Annotated in this window: 20 protein-coding genes; 6 read left to right on the forward strand and 14 right to left on the reverse strand. The window is 56.8% G+C overall.

The window, feature by feature from the left end:
- Nucleotides 1-69: 69 nt before the first annotated feature.
- The 4 genes from ACR0BU_RS00005 to ACR0BU_RS00020 all read right to left on the reverse strand — a co-directional run bounded on the left by ACR0BU_RS00005 (nt 70) and on the right by ACR0BU_RS00020 (nt 5,112).
- Nucleotides 70-2,430, reverse strand: a complete 2,361-nt coding sequence (locus tag ACR0BU_RS00005) for a xanthine dehydrogenase family protein molybdopterin-binding subunit (protein WP_480735394.1) — start codon at nt 2,428-2,430, stop codon at nt 70-72.
- A 79-nt stretch (nt 2,431-2,509) separates the two neighbouring features.
- Nucleotides 2,510-2,995 (reverse strand): (2Fe-2S)-binding protein, encoded by a 486-nt coding sequence (locus ACR0BU_RS00010; protein WP_299078741.1) that lies wholly within the window; start codon nt 2,993-2,995, stop codon nt 2,510-2,512.
- 150 nt (nt 2,996-3,145) lie between these two features.
- Nucleotides 3,146-4,147 (reverse strand): molybdopterin-binding protein, encoded by a 1,002-nt coding sequence (locus ACR0BU_RS00015; RefSeq protein ID WP_480735392.1) that lies wholly within the window; start codon nt 4,145-4,147, stop codon nt 3,146-3,148.
- Nucleotides 4,144-5,112, reverse strand: a complete 969-nt coding sequence (locus ACR0BU_RS00020) for an XdhC family protein (protein WP_299078735.1) — start codon at nt 5,110-5,112, stop codon at nt 4,144-4,146. Before ACR0BU_RS00020 ends, ACR0BU_RS00015 begins: the two co-directional genes overlap by 4 nt.
- 233 nt (nt 5,113-5,345) lie before the next feature.
- On the opposite strand from ACR0BU_RS00020, the gene ACR0BU_RS00025 reads away from it, so the two are divergent.
- On the forward strand, nt 5,346-5,846 hold the full coding sequence (locus ACR0BU_RS00025) for a hypothetical protein (RefSeq protein ID WP_299078732.1): 501 nt from the start codon (nt 5,346-5,348) through the stop codon (nt 5,844-5,846).
- Nucleotides 5,847-5,850: 4 nt separating this feature from the next.
- Here the strand turns inward: ACR0BU_RS00025 and ACR0BU_RS00030 are convergent, their stop codons facing one another.
- Together ACR0BU_RS00030 and ACR0BU_RS00035 are read right to left on the reverse strand one after the other, a co-directional pair.
- Nucleotides 5,851-7,107 carry a vWA domain-containing protein gene (locus tag ACR0BU_RS00030; RefSeq protein WP_480735390.1) on the reverse strand — a complete coding sequence of 419 codons (1,257 nt, stop codon included), beginning with the start codon at nt 7,105-7,107 and terminating at the stop codon, nt 5,851-5,853.
- A gap of 58 nt (nt 7,108-7,165) precedes the next feature.
- On the reverse strand, nt 7,166-8,074 hold the full coding sequence (locus tag ACR0BU_RS00035; RefSeq protein WP_299078726.1) for an AAA family ATPase: 909 nt from the start codon (nt 8,072-8,074) through the stop codon (nt 7,166-7,168).
- Nucleotides 8,075-8,254: 180 nt separating this feature from the next.
- Between ACR0BU_RS00035 and pyrC the strand changes: the two genes are divergently transcribed.
- Nucleotides 8,255-9,292 carry a dihydroorotase gene (pyrC, locus tag ACR0BU_RS00040; RefSeq protein ID WP_480735388.1) on the forward strand — a complete coding sequence of 346 codons (1,038 nt, stop codon included), beginning with the start codon at nt 8,255-8,257 and terminating at the stop codon, nt 9,290-9,292.
- Here the strand turns inward: pyrC and ACR0BU_RS00045 are convergent.
- Both ACR0BU_RS00045 and ACR0BU_RS00050 read right to left on the reverse strand, forming a co-directional pair.
- Nucleotides 9,289-10,584 (reverse strand): MmgE/PrpD family protein, encoded by a 1,296-nt coding sequence (locus ACR0BU_RS00045; protein ID WP_480735387.1) that lies wholly within the window; start codon nt 10,582-10,584, stop codon nt 9,289-9,291. The genes pyrC and ACR0BU_RS00045 overlap by 4 nt on opposite strands.
- Before the next feature lie 37 nt (nt 10,585-10,621).
- Nucleotides 10,622-11,068: a type II toxin-antitoxin system RatA family toxin gene (locus ACR0BU_RS00050; RefSeq protein WP_298932234.1), complete on the reverse strand. Its 447-nt coding sequence runs from the start codon at nt 11,066-11,068 to the stop codon at nt 10,622-10,624.
- A gap of 72 nt (nt 11,069-11,140) precedes the next feature.
- On the opposite strand from ACR0BU_RS00050, the gene hpt reads away from it, so the two are divergent.
- Nucleotides 11,141-11,683 (forward strand): hypoxanthine phosphoribosyltransferase, encoded by a 543-nt coding sequence (hpt, locus tag ACR0BU_RS00055; protein ID WP_298932236.1) that lies wholly within the window; start codon nt 11,141-11,143, stop codon nt 11,681-11,683.
- A complete protein-coding gene (locus ACR0BU_RS00060) occupies nt 11,684-11,857 on the forward strand; it encodes a hypothetical protein (RefSeq protein ID WP_298932238.1) in 174 nt (57 codons plus the stop codon).
- A gap of 5 nt (nt 11,858-11,862) precedes the next feature.
- On the opposite strand, the gene ACR0BU_RS00065 is transcribed toward ACR0BU_RS00060, so the two are convergent.
- Complete coding sequence (locus tag ACR0BU_RS00065; RefSeq protein ID WP_480735385.1) at nt 11,863-13,005, reverse strand: amidohydrolase; 1,143 nt, start codon at nt 13,003-13,005, stop codon at nt 11,863-11,865.
- Nucleotides 13,002-13,952 carry a lipoyl synthase gene (lipA, locus tag ACR0BU_RS00070; RefSeq protein ID WP_299078712.1) on the reverse strand — a complete coding sequence of 317 codons (951 nt, stop codon included), beginning with the start codon at nt 13,950-13,952 and terminating at the stop codon, nt 13,002-13,004. Before lipA ends, ACR0BU_RS00065 begins: the two co-directional genes overlap by 4 nt.
- Nucleotides 13,953-14,214: 262 nt before the next feature.
- On the opposite strand from lipA, the gene ACR0BU_RS00075 reads away from it, so the two are divergent.
- On the forward strand, nt 14,215-14,763 hold the full coding sequence (locus ACR0BU_RS00075) for a redoxin family protein (RefSeq protein ID WP_480735384.1): 549 nt from the start codon (nt 14,215-14,217) through the stop codon (nt 14,761-14,763).
- Between the two features lie 45 nt (nt 14,764-14,808).
- Here ACR0BU_RS00075 and ACR0BU_RS00080 read toward each other — a convergent pair whose 3' ends face one another.
- Nucleotides 14,809-15,732, reverse strand: coding sequence for a LysR substrate-binding domain-containing protein (locus ACR0BU_RS00080; protein ID WP_300072756.1), 924 nt, complete (start codon nt 15,730-15,732; stop codon nt 14,809-14,811).
- Nucleotides 15,733-15,782: 50 nt separating this feature from the next.
- The gene (locus ACR0BU_RS00085) at nt 15,783-16,865 is read right to left on the reverse strand and encodes a DUF6456 domain-containing protein (RefSeq protein ID WP_480735803.1); all 1,083 of its coding nucleotides are present in this window, start codon (nt 16,863-16,865) and stop codon (nt 15,783-15,785) included.
- A 240-nt stretch (nt 16,866-17,105) separates the two neighbouring features.
- On the opposite strand from ACR0BU_RS00085, the gene ACR0BU_RS00090 reads away from it, so the two are divergent.
- The gene (locus ACR0BU_RS00090; RefSeq protein WP_480735382.1) at nt 17,106-17,405 is read left to right on the forward strand and encodes a DUF6477 family protein; all 300 of its coding nucleotides are present in this window, start codon (nt 17,106-17,108) and stop codon (nt 17,403-17,405) included.
- Here ACR0BU_RS00090 and ACR0BU_RS00095 read toward each other — a convergent pair whose 3' ends face one another.
- Nucleotides 17,406-18,950 carry a trimethylamine methyltransferase family protein gene (locus ACR0BU_RS00095; protein ID WP_298932247.1) on the reverse strand — a complete coding sequence of 515 codons (1,545 nt, stop codon included), beginning with the start codon at nt 18,948-18,950 and terminating at the stop codon, nt 17,406-17,408.
- A 145-nt stretch (nt 18,951-19,095) separates the two neighbouring features.
- Nucleotides 19,096-19,794 (reverse strand): MgtC/SapB family protein, encoded by a 699-nt coding sequence (locus ACR0BU_RS00100; protein ID WP_480735380.1) that lies wholly within the window; start codon nt 19,792-19,794, stop codon nt 19,096-19,098.
- Nucleotides 19,795-19,938: the final 144 nt, after the last annotated feature.

The raw sequence follows: 19,938 nt of genomic DNA on the forward strand, positions 1-19,938 counted from the left end.
CTCCCTTTGTTGTTTTTTATGTAATTTTGGGGGGGGGGGGGGGGCCCCCCCCTCCCCCTTCCCCATAACTCACCCGTTCATCGCCGCCCAGACACGCGACGGGCTGACCGGCATGTCGATATGATCGACCGCCTTGCCACCCGAGTTCAGCGCATCCAAAACCGCGTTGACCACAGCCGGTGGCGAGCCGATCGCACCGGCCTCGCCACAACCCTTCACACCCAGCGGATTGTGGGTACAGGGCGTCTGGCTGGAATGGTCGACACCATAGAACGGCACGTCATCGGCACGCGGCATCGCGTAGTCCATGAAAGATGCGCTCAGCAGTTGGCCATTCTCGTCATAGGCGCAGTTCTCAAGTAAGGCCTGACCAATGCCCTGACCGATGCCACCATGTACCTGACCGTCCACGATCATCGGGTTGACGATGTTGCCAAAGTCATCCGCCGCAGTGAACGCCTCGATGCTGACCTGCCCGGTCTCGGGGTCAACCTCGACTTCACAGGCATAAGCGCCAGCCGGGAAGGTAAAGTTGGCCGGGTCGTAAAACGCGGTCTCTTCCAGCCCCGGCTCAACTTCCAGAGGGTAGTTATGCGGCACATAGGCCGTCAGGGTTACATCCCCCCAGGCCACCGATTTGTCGGTGCCGGCCACGCTGAACTGACCATCCTTCAGCTCGATATCCGCCTCGGAGGCCTCCAGCAGGTGGGCGGCGATCTTCTTGGCCTTGTCGATCACCTTCTCGGTCGCCTTGACCATGGCCGAGCCGCAAACAGCCAGGCTGCGCGACCCATAGGTGCCCATGCCAAACGGGATCTTCGAGGTGTCGCCATGTACGATCTCAACCATCGACTCGTCGATGCCGATCATGTCAGCCACAACCTGCGGGAACGCAGTCTCGTGCCCCTGCCCGTGGCTGTGTGCACCAACCATCACGCTGATTGATCCGGTGGCATTCACCCGAACGGTTGCGGCATCATAAAGACCCGCACGGGCCCCCAGCATGCCAACGATGTTCGACGGCGCAATGCCGCAAGCCTCGATATAGCAGTTGATGCCCAGACCACGCAGCTTGCCGTTGGCCTCACTGGCCGAACGACGCGCGGCAAAGCCTGTCAGATCGGCAGCAGCCTCAAGCTTGTCCATGGTCCCGTTGTAGTCGCCGGTGTCATAGGTCAGCGCGACCGGTGTGTCATAAGGGAATTGGGTTACAAAATTCTGTCGGCGCAATGCAATCGGATCGACACCCAACTCGCGCGCGGCCTTATCGACGACGCGCTCCAACTGATAGGTCGCCTCGGGGCGGCCTGCGCCGCGATAGGCATCGACCGGCACTGTGTTGGTGAACATCGCCTTCACATTCACCTGAATGACCGGGGTCTTGTAATTACCCGCCATCAGCGTGCCATGCAGCCAGGTCGGAACCGAGCTGGAGAAGGTCGACAGATAGGCACCCAGATTGGCATAGGTGTTGGTACGCAGGCCGACAAAGTTGTTATCCGCATCCAGAGCCAGTTCGATCTTACTTACATGGTCGCGGCCATGGGCATCCGACATGAACGCCTCGGATCGGCTGGACGTCCATTTGACCGGACGGTTGCAGGCCTTGGCGGCGAATGTGCAGAACGCCTCTTCGGCATAGTGGAAGATCTTGGTGCCAAAACCTCCGCCCACATCGGGCGCCACCACACGCACCTTATGTTCCGGCAGACCCAGCACAAAAGCGCACATCAGCAAGCGGATCACATGCGGGTTCTGCGAGGTGGTATAGAGCGTATAATCCTCGGTCGCGCGGGCATATTCCCCCACCGCCACACGGGGCTCCATCGGGTTGGCGACCAGACGGTTGTTGACCAAATCCAGAGTTGTCACATGGGCCGCATTCGCAAACACCTCGTTGACCTTGGCGTCATCCGTCTCGCCCAGTTGCCAATCATAGCAAATGTTGTTCTTCAAATCGTCATGAACCAATGTCGCGCCAACCTGCGCGGCAGCCTTCATGTTCATGACTGCAGGCAGTTCCTCGATGTCCACATTGATCGCCTCAGCGGCATCGCGCGCCTGTTCTAGGCTATCGGCCACTACGGCTGCGATGGGATCGCCTACATGACGCACTTTACCCTGCGCCAGAATTGGGTGCGGCGGTTCCTGCATCGGCGCGCCGTGCTTGTCGGTGACCTCCCAACCGCAGGGCATACCGCCCACGCCTTCGAAATCCTTGCCGGTGAAGACTTTGACGACACCGGGCATACCCTCGGCCGCCGAAGTGTCCACTTTATTGATCCGGCCATGTGCGATGTCGGACCGCAGGAAATACACATGGGCTTGACCATGTACGTTGATGTCGTCGGTGTAGTTGCCTGCTCCGGTCAAAAAGCGCACGTCCTCGCGCCGTTTGGAACTGGCTCCGATGCCACTGTCTTTGGGCATTGCTTGTTCTCCTCCCATAAACGGATGCTATGCATCCTATGTCATCCCACGGGCGTCTCCCCTGACGCCCGCAGCGGCATCATTCGGCAGCGATGCTGCTGACGTCCTGACCGGATGCGGCCATGATCGCTTTGACGATATTGTGATATCCGGTACAGCGGCACAGATTGCCTTCCAGGTACTTGCGCACCTCTGCTTCGGTTGGGCGCGGATTGTCCTTCAGCAGCGCAGCCGCGCTCATCACCATGCCTGGCGTGCAAAAACCACACTGCAGGCCGTGATGATCTTGAAACGCCTGCTGGATCACATTCAAGGACCCATCTGCATTCGCCTGACCCTCAATCGTGCCAACATCAGCGCCATCCGCCTCAAGCGCCAGCATGTTGCAGGATTTAACTGCCTCACCATCCACGTGCACAACACACGCGCCGCATTGGGCCGTGTCACAACCGACATGCGTGCCGGTCAGTGACAAGTGATCACGCAGAAAGCTGGAAAGCAAAGTGCGGCCTTCGACGTCACCGCTCACAGACTTACCGTTCACGGTCATGGAGACCTGTGTCATAGATTCCTCCCATTTAATATTTTTGCTTGTTTCGAGTTAAACACGGGAATTTTCGTTTGAGAACAAAAATCTTGTCGCAATACGCAAGACAAAAGTCGCAAGAGTTATACGAGCCAATCAACGCAAAGCCAGCGGCATCTATCGGCCGTGTCACTTCTTCCGTTGCGCGCGCGGTTGCGGTCGGGTCGGGATTTCCTTGAGCAAACCGCCAACACCCATCCCGGCGATATCCGTTCCCGTCGTCTCAATTCCGCACGCGACGCGGGACAGAACCCAATCAGCGCCGTTCAATGCCGGAGACCGTGCACATCCCGGCAATCCAATCACCGGACGTTTCCCAAGTGCGCCCAAAAACAGAAGGTTCCCAGGATCGACAGGCATGCCGAACCGATCTACCGCGCCCCCTGCGACGCGGACGGCCGCGGGCGCAACATCATCAAAATCCGAAGTAGCAGAGCCGGTCAGGATCAGCACCAATTGCCCATCTACGCCCGAGATCGCGGCCGCAAGCGCCTCAGTTTCATGCGGTACGATTTGGACATCACACAAATCCATGCCCAACGCCTCGACCCGCCCCCGGATCGCTGAAACGCCTTTCTCGTTTGGCGGGCCGCCGGGAATATCCGTGACAACCAAACCGGCGCTCTTATGCACCGGGCGGACAAGACGGATCACGTCCCGAGCCAAGTTCGCGGCACGCATTACGTCTGCTCTGGGCACGGCGTAAGAAATAACTTTTATGGTCGCCACCATGCCCGCCGCGCCCATTTGCTGGTACTGCGGAACAGTTGCGACTGTGATCATCGGATTGACTTGATTGAACTGCTCTAACGCTGCCACATCCAGCACGGCCACGCCGGGCCCATCCGCCAACAGGTTTACACGACCGGTGAACGCTTCGGTTACCCGAAGATTAGCAGATGCGGGGTCCGTCGCCAGCGCTTCGGCCAGGATCCGTGCGGCTTCGTCCTCATGACAGTCGCCGGGCTCCAACCGGGCTACGATGACCTCTTCGACGCCCGCTTCGGCCAGTTGAGCCACATGTTCAGGCAAAAGGGACAGGCCCTTGCGAAGCTTCCGGCCAGCGGCTGTTACAGAATGCGCCAGGATTGCGCCTTCGGATTGTGCAACCGGGATCGGTCCAAATTTCATACCCGTCCTCTCAGCACGGCGGTCATCTGCGCAAGGATCGCTACCGCGATTTCTGCAGGGTCCGATGCGCCGATATCCAGCCCAACCGGCCCATAAATCCGTGAAATCTGCGCGTCGGTGATGCCCGCATTCTGCATTCGTTCGACACGTTTTGCATGGGTTCGCTTGGACCCCAGCGCACCAATGTAAAACACACCTGCCCCCAGCGCGGCTTGCAGCGCCGGGTCATCTAGTTTCGGATCGTGGGTCAGAAGAACGACGGCCGTGCGCGAATCCAATCCCAATTTGGCGACGGCCTCATCCGGCCAGTCCGTCAGGATCGTTTCGCCGGGGAACCGGTCGTCAGAGGCAAACGCCTCGCGCGGGTCAACGATGGCCGGATCATACCCCGCAATTCGCGCCATCGGCACCAAGGCCTGCGCGATGTGAACCGCCCCAACGACGATCAAACGCAGCGGCGGGTTGTGCACGGCCACAAAAGTCCTGCCATCCTCTTCAAAACCAGAGCGATCCATGCGCAGCCGTTGGCCATAGCCAGTTCGGCGCAAAGCGCGGCGGCCGGTGTCAACATTGACCTCATAGGCCAGCGGTTCGCGTGCCGCCCGGGCCTCGACCAGTTCGGCCAGCATTGGTTCGGGCAAGACCTGACCAATGGGCTCAACCAAAACCCGAATGGTCCCTCCGCAAGCAAGCCCGACAGCGAAGGCATCTTCGTCGCTTACGCCGAACTCAAGCAGGCGGGCTTCGCCCTCGTCGATAGCTTCCAGCGCTTCAACGATTACGGCGCCTTCTACACAGCCGCCCGACACAGACCCTTCGATCCGACCGTCTCCGCCAATGGCAAGTTGCGCGCCAACACGGCGCGGCGCACTGCCCCAGGTTTCAACAACGGTGGCCAGGGCGGCGCCGCGGCCACTGCGAAACCATTCCAGCGCTGTCTCTGGACTGTTGTCGAATCGATCCATCGAACCCTCCCGGCGTGTTCCGATCCAACATAAGGCGCTTTGAGGCAATAAAAAGTAAGATCAACCCAAGAAAGTGAAGCGTCGAAACCGACTTCGCGGCTAAGTAGTACGGGAATACCGCCACATTCCCTGAAGCAGAGCATTGAATGTCGATATTCCAGCCTCTAGCCTGCTGCCACAGCCGGTCATCAACCGGCTGCCCGCTTTGACCATTTTATATCGGAGACAAAAAGTTGAAACGCATTCTTACACTGGGAACGGCGATCGGTCTTTTAACCTCAACCGTCGCATGGGCTGATACATTTGAACGCTATGGCGAAGTCGAGGGCTGGAAGGTGTTCATCGACAACGAAAAGAAATCCTGCCTGATAGAAGCTGTCGACGATGCTGAAAACGTGGTCCAGATGGGTCTGACCGAGGACCGTGGCGTTGGTTACGTCGGTGTTTTCACCAAAGCCAAAACCAACATCAAACGCGGTGAGAAAGAGGCTGTGGCGATCCTGTTGGGTGACAACATCTATCTGGGCGAAGCGACCGGCATGAAAGGTAACATTACCAAAGGGTATTCCGGCGGTTACGTCCTTTCAGACGACCCCCAATTCGCCGATGATCTGGCCAAGAAAAAGGTCATGATCGTTTTCCCCGAGAAAGAGTTCGCTTTCACGGTAGATCTGACAGGCACCTATAAAGCCATCGAAATGGCGCGCGAGTGTAACGAAAAGCAGCTTGGATAAAAGTTCAGGCAGAAAGCGCGGACATCAACCGCGCTTTCTCACCCACGTCGTCAGGTTTTGAAATAACAGCCGCCAGATTTTCTAGCGAGGCGATTGAGTGTCCCGCGCGGAAACTATCCACATGCGGCAACATTGATACAATTCCCTGCGCCTTGGGCGCAAACTCATCCCAGCGTAGCAGCGGGTTGAGCCATATCAGACGATGAGAGGACAGGTGTAACCGCTCCATCTCTTTCGCCAACGCATCGGGTTCGCCCCGGTCCAGACCATCCGAGATCAACAAAACCACAGCACCCTGCCCCATGACACGGCGTGACCAATCCCGGTTGAAGGCATGCAAACACTCCCCGATCCGTGTTCCGCCTTCCCAATCCTGAGCCTCTGAGCCCGCCGCAGCCAATGCAGCGTCCACATCACGTTGCCGCAGGTGACGGGTAATATTTGTCAGCCGAGTTCCGAACGTGAATGCGTGAACCTTGGCCCAGCCCGCGCCTTTGGTGTTCGACACGGTATGCAAGAAGTGCAGAATAATGCGGCTGTACTGGCTCATCGAACCCGAGATATCACACAGAGCCACCAGATTGGGCCAGCGCGGCTTGGGTTTCATTCGGGCAATGTCGCGCAGCTCACCCCCCTGCCGCATGGCAGCGCGCAACGTGCGCCCCCGGTCTATGCGATGACCCAGATGACTGGCCTGCCCCCTGCGACTGGCAATAGGTTTGACGGGCAAATTCAATTGCGCCAGCAGACGTTTGGACTGCGCAACTTCTGCGGTACTCATCTGTTCAAAATCAAGGCTGCGCAAACGTTCCTCGGATGACGCGGTTTGTGACGCATCGATTTCAAGCTCGGTCTCGCCTTCGTCTTCGCGGGACTCGGGAGGGTCGCGTTCCACACCATCCAACAAAGCTTCGGCCGCGCGCTTTTCTCCGGCATCGGCCTTGCGGTCCTCTTGCACCCCGCGAATTGCAGGCAGCATCATGGACATCATATGTTCAAGGTAACGTGGATCCCGCCAGTAGAGGCGGAAAACCTGTGCGAAAACCGTACGATGCTCGGGGCGATTAACGAAACAGGCGTGAAGCGTCCAATAGAAATCCTGTTTCTCGGTGAAACCCGCCGCCTGAACCGCACGAATGGCGTCAACGACGCGACCTGTACCAATGGGCAATCCGGCCTTCCGCAAAGCCCGCGCAAAATGCGTTATATTCTGTGCCAGTTTCGGGTCGTCGGGGATATCGATTGGGAGTTGTTCTGCCATCATACATCATGGGGGCGCCGCCCCCATACCCCCGGAGTATTTAGAAAAAGGTGAAGCATCAGGCCGGTTCGAGCGTGGCTTTCGCCTGATCCAGAATTCGCTTCGCCTCGGACCCTTGCAGTTTTTGAATGTCGTCTTGGTATTTCAGGATCGCCCCCAAAGTGTCGCCAATGACTTCCGGGCTCAGATTAATGACATCCAAGGCCAGCAGGCATTTGGCCCAATCGATCGTTTCTGCCACGCCTGGTTTCTTGAACAGATCCTCGGTGCGCAGGCGTTGAACGAAGGCTACGACTTCGCGGCTGAGCGCATCCGCAGCTTCGGGCGCGCGTGCGTGAAGAATTTCGATTTCTCGTTCAAAATCGGGATAGTCGACCCAGTGATACAGGCAGCGACGCTTCAAGGCATCATGCACTTCGCGGGTGCGGTTCGAGGTGACGATCACGATAGGCGGTTCCGGGGCTTTCACAGTTCCGAGTTCGGGGATGGTCACCTGAAAATCACTGAGCGCTTCCAGCAGGAAGGCCTCGAACGGTTCATCGGTTCTGTCGAGCTCGTCGATCAGCAAGATCGGCGCACCATTTTCGTCGGGCCGCATGGCCTGAAGTAACGGGCGTTCAATCAGATACTCATCCGAGAACAGTTCGGTCTGCAAACTGTTGCGATCTGCCCCGCCAGATGCCTCAGCCGTGCGAATTGCCACCATTTGTGCAGGGAAGTTCCATTCATAAACGGCCGAGGACGCATCCAGACCCTCGTAGCACTGAAGGCGGATCAACCTGCGCCCGAGACCGCTGGCGAGTGCCTTTGCAATCTCGGTTTTTCCGACACCTGCCTCACCTTCCAGAAACAAAGGTCGGCCCAGTTTCAGGGCAAGAAACACCACCGTCGCCAAGGCCCGACCGCAGACATAGCCTTGGTCGCCGAGAACCTGCTGAACGGCATCAATTGATTGGGGTTGGTGCATGTGGTTTCTCCTTGGGCCTAACAGGTCACGACGCACGTCATGCGTCAAGTCACTGATCGATGAACCACTTACGACGATCCGATTGTTTGGCAAGCTTCAGGCATGCCCGCGCCTTGGCTAGGTCTATTTGCTGCAACGCGGCTCTTTCCCGAGGCAAGCGGCTGTGTTAGCGGATGGCTCATGACCGATAGCATCACGATCCGCCGCCCCGACGACTGGCATCTGCACTTGCGCGATGGCGCTATGCTGCAGGCTGTCCTGCCCGAAACCGCGCGCCACTTTGCCCGCGCGATCATCATGCCCAATCTTGTGCCCCCTGTCGTGACAGGCACACAAGCCGCCGCGTATCGGGAGCGTATTCTGGCGGCACTTCCGGACGGCATGACATTTAAACCGCTGATGACCCTGTATCTGACCGAAGATACAGATCCCACTGACGTCGAAGCTGCACATGCCAAGGGTTTGATAAGTGCGGTCAAACTGTATCCTGCCGGCGCCACAACAAACTCGGCCTCGGGCGTGCGGGATTTCGACAAAGTGCGCCCGGTGCTTGAGAAGATGGCCGAAATTGGCCTGCCCCTTTGTGTGCATGGCGAGGTCACAGATGCTGAGATCGACATTTTTGACCGCGAAGCGGTATTCATTGATCGTGTCCTGGACCCGATCCGCAAGTCGACGCCTGGCCTGCGAGTGGTCATGGAACACATTACGACCAAGGACGGTGTAGACTACGTCAAAGCCAATGATACCGATCTGGGCGCAACAATTACCGCGCACCACCTGATCATCAATCGCAACCACATTCTGGTTGGCGGGATCAAGCCGCATTACTACTGCCTGCCCGTTGCCAAACGCGAAGAGCACCGATTGGCGTTGCTCGCCGCGGCGACATCGGGCGATCATCGATATTTTCTGGGCACCGACAGTGCGCCTCATACCGATGACAATAAAGAAATGGCCTGCGGATGTGCCGGGTGCTTCACCGCGACCAATACCATGTCCTTGTTGGCGGAGATGTTCGCGCGTGAAGGCGCGTTGGACAAGTTAGAAGGGTTTACGTCGCTTAATGGGCCAGCTTTTTACCGGTTACCCGCAAACGAAGACACGCTGACCCTAACCAAGGGCGGCCCGGTGGATTACCCGGCCAAAATCGAAACAGCTGACGGACCGGTAACCGTTTTTGATCCGGGCTTTCCTTTGCATTGGCGCGTCGACTAACCCGTCAGTCGTTCCGCCAGATCGCGGGCGCGTCCTCCGGTGCGCAGCATCGACCAAATCGCGTCCGCCTCGTCGCTGCCAATCAACTTGGCGGCCTTGCCGCGCACGCGGTCTTCGCGATCAGCCAGCGACACTGGTGCCAATAGGTCATGCGTCGCTTCGCGGCGAACTCCGTCACGACGCAACAGCGAAAGATTGGCTTGGGTTTCGGAAAGAGTATCGTCGGCTTCGACTGTGATGCGATCCCCCAGGGACGTGATACGCGGATTGGCGCAGACCTTCTTGGAGTAATTGGTCGGTAAGGCTGTATCAAACCCCAAGGCTTGCATCGCGATAACGGTGCGGTAGGAGAACTTGGCGCCCAAGCCAGTTGTCGGAGCGACCTGATTGCAGACGCTCATCCATCGTGGGTGCGTTTTGATCCTAATTTCAGCCACTTCCGGCTCGGCAATGTCGAGATCCCGCGCAGCCTCAAGCGCGGCGTGCAAACCGTGGCAGCAGGCGTGCAGTTTGTGACTGACGGATTCGAACAGCCACTTTTCACCTAGCCCGTCTAGTGCCGCGTCCACATCGGATGCACCTTGATGGGTGGATCCAAACCCGTATTGACCTTCTAACGCACCAGCATTTGCCTCAAAACCGCGTTGTACCAGAAGGGCAGCCTCGACCCCGGCAGAGGACGCAAGTCCGGCGTTATATGGTTTGCCCATGGTCCCGAACTGCGCCTTCAATCCCGCCGCACGTGTTGCCGTCAGTCCCAGGACGTTCTGCATCTGCTTCTCATCGAACCCAAACACCCGCCCAACCGCAACAGCCGCGCCAAAAGCACCGGCCGTCGCAGTTTGATGGAACCCGACCTGATAGTGTCCACGTCCAAGCCACAGCCCAATTCGGATTGAGGTTTCCATCCCGATCAAAGCGGCTTCGAGAAGGTCCACCAATATGCGGTCATCCCATTCCGTAACCGCCAGCGCTGCGGGCAAAACAGCCACTGAAGGATGGCCGATATGGGCGAAATGCGTGTCGTCATAATCCAACGCGTGCGAAACAGTACCGTTAACTAAAGCCGCTGCCCGTAGCGGGGCAGCACCGCCGCCGAAAAGATGCGCCTGGGCTGCGCCTTCTTCACCCATAACCAAATCCCGAACAGTGCTTGAGACGGGTTCGGCCGCACCCGCACGCCCCACAGCGATCCAGTCAAGCGCTGACAAGGAGGTAACAATACGCGCCTGGGCGGATGTCGTTACAGGACCGGCAGCAAAGGCTGCCAAAGATGTGGTCAGATCACGCATGCGCACAGTCTAACGTGCGCGAAACATTGGTAAAGGCTTAGCTGTAGAGTTCTTTGGCGCGGGCTTCGAACGCACGAACGATCCGCTGCATGGCCTCGTTGAAGACAACACCGATAATGCCTTGCAGGATGGCGTTTTTGAATTCGAAATCGACGTGGAACGAGATGTCACAGCCGCCATCCGCTGCATCCGCGAACTGCCAGTCGGATTTCATGTATTTGAATGGGCCATCCAGATATTCAGTGTCGATTCTCTTTTGATCGCCAAACAACGTAACCCGGCTGCCAAATCGTTCGCGAAACACTTTGAACGAAATGACCAGATCGGCCTCAAGCACATGGGACTCGCCGACTTCGTAGGTCTTCCGGATGCGCGCCGCAGCGCACCAGGGTAGAAACTCGGGGTATTTGGCCACGTCTGCGACCAGATCATACATCTGCTGAGCGGTATAAGGCAGGTGACGTGTTTCCGAATGGATAGGCATGGCGTCCGGTATTTTCAGATGACAATGGCGCGTCATGTCGTATGTTGCGCGCCAAAGATCAAGGGGGCTGGGATGAGTGACCGCGCATATGTGATAGATGAGATGATCTCGGCCAAGGCGATTGCCGCCCGGATTGAGGAGCTTTGCCGCGAAATAACGGATGAGTTTGGAGACACAGACAAGCTTGTTGTTGTCGGCCTTTTGCGCGGCAGTTTTGTCTTCATTGCCGATCTTGTGCGCGAACTGGACCTGCCGATCGAGGTGGACTTCCTTGAAGCTTCATCTTACGGCGACTCGATGGAGAGCAGCAGAGAGGTGCGTATTCTCAAGGACTTGAGAGGCGCAATTGAAGGGCGTGATGTGCTGGTCGTCGAAGATATCGTAGACACAGGCCACACCCTCAACCACGTCACGAATCTGTTGATCAGCCGCAGTCCGAAACGTCTGAAATCCATCGCACTTCTGGACAAACCCAGCCGACGAGAGGTCGATTTCCGCTCTGATTGGATCGGATTTGAAATCCCGGATGAATTTGTCGTGGGCTACGGGATCGACTACGCTCAGCGTAACCGCAACCTGCCCTTCATCGGCAAGGTCAGATTCACCGAGGCATAGATGAACCCGCGCCACTTCCTGCGCATGTCCCAATGGGCGAGAAACCCGCCGTCGAAACGGCGGGTGCAACTTGTATTCGGGATCATTCTGCTGTGCTTGCTGATTTTCGGGGTCGAATACATGGGCTGGTGGCCCGATTGGGCCACGGGTGAATGGACGCGCGCGCCGCGCTGATCCGACTACCCCAGTATGCGACGGATCACGGCCAGAAACACCCCTGTGCCGATTGGAATGAGCGCGTCCGGAAAATCATAGTCCGGGTTGTGGAGCTGCGGGTGATCCGACCCCGAACCCAGCCAAAACATAGCCGTTTTTGCATTTTTGCCGAATTGCCCGAAGTCTTCCGAGAATCTTTGCGGTTCGTTCACAAGACGAACCGGGACATTTCGTTCCACGCACGCCTGATTTAGAATGTTTACGGCGTCGATTTGATTTGCGCAGGCTTCAAAGGCGTCATCATAGGTGACTTCTGAGCTCACACCTTCAGCCTGCGATGTCTTTGCAACCAACGCCTCTGCTTCGGCAATCAGCTCTGCCATGCGCGTGTCCGTGACCGTGCGCAGGGTCACCCACAGTTCCGCTCGTCCGGGTGCGACGCCAAATGTCTGTTCCCCAAGGCTTGCATGGGTCACGGTGGTCAGCGCGTAGTTTTGATCCAGCGGCCCTCCCTGCCCCAGATTTGTCAAAGCAGGCATAAGTTTCGACAGTGCAGCAGCCGGGGAAACCCCGTCCTGCGGCGCAGCGGCATGCGAAGTTTTACCCGTCAAAACAATCCGCATCCCACGTGACGCGCAATTGGCGGGCCCGTCACAGATTTCAACAATGCCAAGATCCAGCCCCGGCAGGTTGTGCAGGGCAAAAACATAGTCGGGGGCAATGTCTGAAAACCGAGGGTCACTGCGAACCGCAGCGGCGCCTTTGCCGGTCTCTTCCGATGGCTGGAAGATCAAAACGACGCGGCCTATCTGTGGGCGTGCAATACGCAGAGCCTCAGCCAGGCCCACTACCATCGCCATATGCCCATCATGGCCGCACAGATGGCCCTTTCCAAGAATACACGATGTGTAAGGAAAATCGGATTCTTCTTGAATTGGCAACGCGTCCAACTCGCAACGAATTCCGATACCAGGTCCTTCCATGCCACTGTCAAACACGGCCGCAACGCCATACCCGCCTAGCCCCGTCAGGACCAAATCAGCGCCCGCGTTCTGCATCAACTCAGCAATTCGCTCGGCTGTTTCTTGTTCCTGACCGGAGACTTCAGGGGATTGGTGCAGCTCTCGGCGCAGGGCCGTAAGGCGCTTGACAGTTTCCGGCGTCACGCTTGTCCCAATTTTGCCTGCCGTGCGGCCCGCAAACGGGCGAAATCATCGCCCGCGTGGTATGAGGACCGGGTCAATGGTGTCGCCGATACCATCAGGAACCCTTTGCCATATGCTGCTTTTTCGTACGATGCGAACTCTTCCGGTGTGACAAAGCGGTCCACCCCGTGATGCTTGGGCGTTGGCTGCAAATACTGGCCGATGGTCAGAAAATCGACATCAGCCGCACGCATGTCGTCCATCACCTGTCGTACCTGCTGTTCGGTCTCGCCCAAACCAACCATGATGCCGGATTTGGTGAAGATCGACGGGTCCAGCTCCTTGACCCTTTGCAGCAGACGCAGCGAATGGAAATAGCGCGCGCCGGGTCGCACTTCGAGATATAGCCCCGGCACGGTTTCAAGATTATGGTTGAATACATCGGGCTTGGCTTCGACCACAGTCTCCAGAACCTTGGCGTCGCATTTTAGAAAATCGGGCGTCAGAATCTCGATCGTCGTTTTCGGAGACCGATGCCGTATGGCACGAATGGTCTGGCCAAAATGTTCCGCACCACCATCCTTGAGATCATCCCGATCGACCGAGGTGATCACAACGTGGTTCAAGCCCAGCTTTTCGACGGCATGGGCCACGCGCCCCGGTTCGAACACATCCAACGCATCCGGACGACCTGTTGCTATGTTGCAGAAGGTGCAACCGCGCGTACAGATTTCGCCCATGATCATCATCGTCGCGTGACCCTGGCTCCAACACTCTCCGACATTTGGGCAGCCGGCTTCCTCGCACACCGTGACAAGGTTATTGTCGCGCATTATACGGCGGGTATCGGCATAGCCTTTACCACCGGGGGCTTTGACGCGAATCCAGCTGGGTTTCTTAGGCTGTGAGTTATCCGGACGATGGGCTTTTTCCGGGTGACGTTGTTCGGGGATCTTCAGATCGCGCACGGGCAGTTTTCCTGACTTTGGGTCAACTTTGTGTACCTATAACATAAACCAGTCGTTGTGATTACACCAGCGGCGCATATCCGCTATGCAATCGCACTTTGCGCTTGCAGAAAACCTCTGACTACGAGGGTGTTTATTCATATTTTTCAGCCAGTAATGAACGTATCCACAAATTTGCAAATGCGGCATTTCATCAATTGAAGGCAGTTTCGAACTGAACTAGGTCTCGGTCTAAACACATGTGAATCACAGGAGATTGAACATGAAATCCGGTGCCAAACTGCCCGATGTAACCTTTCATACCCGCGTTCGCGACAGCTCGCTCGAAGGGCCCAATCCGTTTCGCTGGGAAGACATGACAACAGCAGATTTCTTTGCCGGCAAGCGTGTGATCCTGTTCTCGTTGCCTGGTGCGTTTACGCCGACATGTTCGACCTATCAATTGCCGGGATTTGAAAACGGGCATGCTGATTTTACGGCCAAGGGAATTGATGAGATCTACTGTATGTCCGTGAATGACAGTTTCGTCATGAACAAATGGGCAAAGGACCAAGGCTTGGAAAAGGTCAAGGTCATTCCCGATGGATCTGGTGAATTTACTCGCAAGATGGGGATGCTGGTCGACAAGGACAACCTTGGGTTCGGCATGCGGTCTTGGCGCTATGCAGCCATCATCAATGACGGTGTTGTTGAAGCGTGGTTTGAAGAGCCTGGTCTGATGGACAACTGCCCCGAAGATCCATATGGCACGTCCTCACCGGAAAACCTGATGGAATATCTGGAAAAAGCTGCTGAACCAGCGCTAGTCTAAGCAAAGACAACATGTTGATTTCAGGCCCGCTCTTGGCGGGCCTTTTCATGCGCGCGTGGCCGATACAATCTTTTCGCCCACATCCTGAATGACCTGCGCCAGTCGACCTGACCAATCCTCCTCAGATGTTGAATTGCGCAGCACCAACCCTACTGTGCGGGCCGGCTGCGGAGCGCCGAAGCGCAGCAGTTTCAAACCGGACACAGCCTCGGTTTCCGAACGGGCGGCCAGTTCCGGCATCAACGTCAGGCCAAACCCTTCCGCGACAAGGCGCGACAAAGTCGCCAACGACGATGCCCCCATGTTGATCTGCCCACTGCCGCGGTCCTGACCACAGACCTCCAGCGCTTGATCGGTCAGGCAATGCCCGTCTTCCAACAGCATCAATTGCGCCGCCTTTAGATCCAGGGGCCGCAGCATCTCAGGGCTGGTGGTCACCCTTTCCAACCGCGCCGCACTTCCAGCCAGCAGAAACTGGTCCTGAAACAACGGAATCTCTTGAAACTCACGTCCAGCTGCGGGCAATGCCAGAACTGCGGCGTCAATATCGCCACTGCGCAACAGCGCCAGCAAACGGTCGGTCCGTGCCTCTCGAATCTGCACTCTGAGCGAGACGTCGCCAGCCCGTAATCCCGCCAAAACACCGGGAAGCAGATAAGGCGCTATCGTTGGAATGATCCCGATCGAGAGCGATCGATGCCCGCCAGAATGGTCCCGGGCAAACTGATCCAACCGATCCGCAGCCCCTAGAACCTGGCGCGCATGATCCAGCACATCGCGCCCCAGCGGGGTCAGCAAGATGTCCCTTGCCTGACGTTCAAACAGAATACCACCCAGAGTTTCCTCTAACGCTTTGATCTGCACAGATAGCGCTGGCTGTGAAACATTACATAGCTGAGCCGCTCGACCAAAATTTCGTTGTTCGGCAACGGCTTGAAAGTACTGGAGCTGTCTTAGTGTGAAACCCATAATCCCTGATTATCAATCCAGCGCAAATTCGCAAGCAATCCAAATGGATTTCACCCGATCATGCAGTCACGCTCGGCTTGATCCTCGTAGTGGCGCTTGAGACGTTGCAGCGCGATACGAAGCACGATTTTTCCGGATCTCGCAGACCATCCCATTCGCTTTTCTGCCAGCTCCAACCCTTCGAGATAGCAGCAACACCTGAGGGCAACATCACTCAGACCCGGGCCAAGATCACTCAAGGCACGCGCGACCCGATCCCTTGCATCAGATGACCCTTTGCCGCCGTGAGAGGCACTGTCGAAGCTTCCTCGCGCGCCCCCTGTCAGAAAGCTGTCCCAGTTTTGTGTGACCTGCGGGCCGATTTGCGCCAACTCAAAATCCTCACGAAGACGTTCGCCGGCGCTGACCAAAGCCTCATCCAGAAAAGGTTTTCCATCGCGATCCCGGCGGCGGGACAAGGCGATCAGCGGGCTTTCGGCCGTACTGTAGCGCATGCGCCGGATGCGATCAGGTTGAGCACCCGAAGTGTTCGCCTGAAATGGGCTTTGCACCTCGGCCATTCCGAATTCATTGCGCGCGCGCGCCTTGTTCTCTGCCTCGGCCACCAACAGACTCAACGCGGTTCGACCAGACGTTGATATGCGATACCGGGATATCCGCCCGGGATTGTCGCAGGAAATCCAATCCTTCAACGCCAGAGCCTGCGCAATCTTGCATTCTACAACGGCCGTTCTTGTCGCCCCCGCCTCACCGGTGTCGCGTACAACCACGGCCTTGTCCATATCCTCGGCCACCGCAAGAACCGACCCGGTTTCACACAAGCGTCGGAGAATACGCAAAGCCTCGCGTTCGAATTCTTCTTCTTCCCTGGTTTCGTTGATCTGGGGGGAAAGTGCGCGCCGGTCATTTGCCACAGAAAAATGCGTCTCGGCCAGCGATTGCAAGGCGGCATCTACCAACGGGTCGTCTCGCCGCGTTTCAATACGACGGATTTGCCTGAGGATGGTTGATGCATGGCACCCTGCCGACCTCGCAATATCTCTAATAGACCGACCGGTTTCGGTATGAGCAAGGTATCTTTGTGCCCCTTCTGGTACCCATGCCGGAACGGCGAAAGCCACGTTGTTTTCCATAATCATTTACCCTCGTCGACAAAACAGACTGCCACTTTTCGCCCTCAGAGTTTGAGTTAACCAAATCTAACTAGAGATTCTTTCGTTACTCGTTCGTTAACCCCGAAGGGCGGGAACCAGATTTGATTCAAAAAGATAAACAGTCGTGAAACCATCGTTCGGAGTGAGTTCAATCAAGGCAACGCCCGCTAAAGTTGTGTGACAAGCAAGGCGTCAGAACTTGAACAAGGGACACACGACATGCAGGACCTGATGACCATGATCGCAACTCTCCACCGCCCGCGCCTTTTGGCCCGGGCCGCGAAATTCGGGGCGCTGGATTACAATCGGGATCGGCATTTACAACGCATTCTGGGCTATGGCCCACTGCCGGGAACAGGGTCGGCCCTTATGCGGTTGATGGAAATGGAGAAAGAGGTGAATGAGCAGCGAAAAGAAGAGGATGCAGCCTATTCTCTGGTCCGACATCTGGATCTTTTGATCGCGCTATTGGGCGAGGCGCAGCTGTATCAGGCCAGCCGCGCCTCGCACCTGAATTGATCAGGTGAAGGCATCCGGCATGGAAGCTTTCTTCTCAGCAACATAAGCCTCCAGCGCGGCATTTACGTCCGGATCGATTTGCGGCTGTTGATAGTTGGCCAACAAATGCTCGACCCGCGCAGTGGCGAGTTGACGAGTGTCACGGGACCCTTCTTCCTGCCAAGTCTCAAATGGCTTGTAGTCCAGCATTTCGGATTTCCAGAAGGCTTCCTTGAAGTTGGCCTGCGTGTGATCACATCCAAGATAGTGGCCACCCGGACCAACCTCGCGGATAGCGTCCATGGCTTGAGCGTTTTCGTCATACGTCACGCCCTTGGCCAACCCGTGCAATACGCCCAGTTGATCGGCATCCATGACGAATTTTTCGAAATCCGCAACAAGACCACCTTCCAGCCAACCGCAGGAATGCAGCATGAAGTTCACACCAGACAACAGACCCATATTCAGTGAGTTCGCCGTCTCATAGGCGGCTTGCGCGTCCGGCAGTTTCGATCCGCAGAATGACCCGGCTGACCTGTAGGGCAAGTTCAAACGCCGTGCCAACTGGCCCGCGCCGTACGTAATATGTGACGCCTCAGGCGTTCCAAATGTCGGCGCGCCCGAGTTCATGTCAATGGACGTCACCATGGCGCCAAAGATTGCCGGCGCGCCCGGACGGATGATCTGGCTATAGGCGACACCGGCCAGAACCTCGGCCAGCACCTGTGTCAGTGTACCTGCCACGGAAACCGGGGCCATCGCTCCGCCCACGATGAATGGCGAGATGATGCAGGCCTGGTTATTGCGCGCATAGACCTCAAGCGAGCCCATCATCACATCGTCGAAAGTCATCGGCGAGTTGATGTTGGTCAGTGAGGTCATCACTGTGTTTTCCTGAACGAATTCCTTGCCGAAGAGGATTTCGCACATTTCAACCGAATCCTGCGCGCGGCTTGGGTCGGTCACCGACCCCATGAAAGGCTTGTCCGATAGCGTCATATGCGCTTTCAGCATGTCCAGATGCCGCTTGTTCACCGGGACGTCGGTGGGTTCGCACACTGTACCGCCCGAGTGGTGCAGCCACTTGGACATATAGGCCAGTTTCACAAACTTGTTGAAATCGTCCATGGTCGCATAGCGACGTCCGCCTTCGGCATCACGCACAAAGGGCGGGCCATAGACAGGTGCCAAGACCAAAGTGCGCCCGCCGATCTCAACCGATTTCTCAGGATTGCGAGCGTGCTGTGTAAACTGACTGGGGGCTGTCTTGATCAGCTCACGCGCCAGACCACGCGGGATGCGCACGCGTTCACCGTCGATATCTGCCCCAACATCGCGCCACCGGTCAAGAGCGTCGGGGTTGTCAACAAAGTTGACACCGATCTCTTCCAGTACGGTCTCTGCATTGGTTTCGATGATCTCCAACGCTTCTTCGTTGAGAACTTCGAAATTGGGAATGTTGCGTTCGATATACTTTGCTGTTTCGATCCGAACCGCGGTACGCTCCGCCCTGCGGGCGGCTCCACCTCCACCGCGACCCCGGCGACGTGCTGCTGCTTCAGCCATGTTTTTTCCCCATGATCAGGATGTCTTGATTGAGCTCCTGTCTATCCCGCGGTCGATGACAACCGTTGGAAGATAACGGCGATTGGAACATAAAAGCGACATGGCAGCTGCTTTACTGCCAAACGCGACGCCTAGAATTTAAGCATCAAGTCTCGGGAACAATCTCCCAGTCGACACTGAGAATACCAGGTTCAAGGATAAGAGGCGCCGCAATCTTATGTTGAATATCTTCCAACTGTTCCTCGCTGGACACGAAAATCTCGAGGGTTTGAATACCGTCGTGGTCTTCCGCACCTCTTTCGAATCCAACAATTCGCACGCCATTTTGCGCCAGAGCTTGCAAAGCTGATGCTCGTGTTTGAGTCTGATCACTGGCAGCACACCGCACCAAAATGCGGAATTCCTGTGTAAGCGGCACACCGGCCCGCGTTGTGCGCTTCAGCCATTTCACTAACGGCCTTAGTCCCAGGTTCACGAAGATAACGAACCCGGTCATCATCAGCGCAAAAATCCAGGCACCGCTGCCAGCCATCATTCCCACCGCTGCAGAACACCACAATGTCGCGGCCGTGTTCAGACCATGAATGGTGAAACCGTGCCGGAAGATGATACCAGCGCCTAGAAAACCGATCCCCGAAACAACTTGGGCGGCCACCCGGGTCGGGCTGACTTCGTCCGGATAAAGCGCTGAAAACACCACAAACGCAGCGGCACTCAACGCCACCAAGGCATTCGTCCGCAGGCCTGCCATCCGTTGCCGAACCTGACGTTCCGACCCGATCAACGCGCCGCAAAACAGTGCGAGGGCCAGATTCAGAGCGGCAATTTCAATAGCAATTGGCACGCGCACCTCCCAATTCGTTTTCGCCAACTCTCCCGGTTGGCCGAAGATCGTCATATTTCTGTTACAAATTATTTACAATAGGCCAGTCATTACTGTGCGCCCTATACCATCTGTGGTAGCTGGAAGATGACCTTGCTCTTGCGA

Source organism: Ruegeria sp. CK2 (assembly GCF_056536585.1).

Excerpts from the sequence above, each read along its gene's own strand:
- ACR0BU_RS00005 (WP_480735394.1), bottom strand. The coding sequence starts at position 2,430 with ATGCCCAAAGACAGTGGCATCGGAGCCAGTTCCAAACGGCGCGAGGAC.
- ACR0BU_RS00010 (WP_299078741.1), bottom strand. The coding sequence starts at position 2,995 with ATGACACAGGTCTCCATGACCGTGAACGGTAAGTCTGTGAGCGGTGAC.
- ACR0BU_RS00015 (WP_480735392.1), bottom strand. The coding sequence starts at position 4,147 with ATGAAATTTGGACCGATCCCGGTTGCACAATCCGAAGGCGCAATCCTG.
- ACR0BU_RS00020 (WP_299078735.1), bottom strand. The coding sequence starts at position 5,112 with ATGGATCGATTCGACAACAGTCCAGAGACAGCGCTGGAATGGTTTCGC.
- ACR0BU_RS00030 (WP_480735390.1), bottom strand. The coding sequence starts at position 7,107 with ATGGCAGAACAACTCCCAATCGATATCCCCGACGACCCGAAACTGGCA.
- ACR0BU_RS00035 (WP_299078726.1), bottom strand. The coding sequence starts at position 8,074 with ATGCACCAACCCCAATCAATTGATGCCGTTCAGCAGGTTCTCGGCGAC.
- pyrC (WP_480735388.1), top strand. The coding sequence starts at position 8,255 with ATGACCGATAGCATCACGATCCGCCGCCCCGACGACTGGCATCTGCAC.
- ACR0BU_RS00045 (WP_480735387.1), bottom strand. The coding sequence starts at position 10,584 with ATGCGTGATCTGACCACATCTTTGGCAGCCTTTGCTGCCGGTCCTGTA.
- ACR0BU_RS00050 (WP_298932234.1), bottom strand. The coding sequence starts at position 11,068 with ATGCCTATCCATTCGGAAACACGTCACCTGCCTTATACCGCTCAGCAG.
- hpt (WP_298932236.1), top strand. The coding sequence starts at position 11,141 with ATGAGTGACCGCGCATATGTGATAGATGAGATGATCTCGGCCAAGGCG.
- ACR0BU_RS00060 (WP_298932238.1), top strand. The coding sequence starts at position 11,684 with ATGAACCCGCGCCACTTCCTGCGCATGTCCCAATGGGCGAGAAACCCG.
- ACR0BU_RS00075 (WP_480735384.1), top strand. The coding sequence starts at position 14,215 with ATGAAATCCGGTGCCAAACTGCCCGATGTAACCTTTCATACCCGCGTT.
- ACR0BU_RS00080 (WP_300072756.1), bottom strand. The coding sequence starts at position 15,732 with ATGGGTTTCACACTAAGACAGCTCCAGTACTTTCAAGCCGTTGCCGAA.
- ACR0BU_RS00085 (WP_480735803.1), bottom strand. The coding sequence starts at position 16,865 with ATGGAAAACAACGTGGCTTTCGCCGTTCCGGCATGGGTACCAGAAGGG.
- ACR0BU_RS00090 (WP_480735382.1), top strand. The coding sequence starts at position 17,106 with ATGCAGGACCTGATGACCATGATCGCAACTCTCCACCGCCCGCGCCTT.
- ACR0BU_RS00095 (WP_298932247.1), bottom strand. The coding sequence starts at position 18,950 with ATGGCTGAAGCAGCAGCACGTCGCCGGGGTCGCGGTGGAGGTGGAGCC.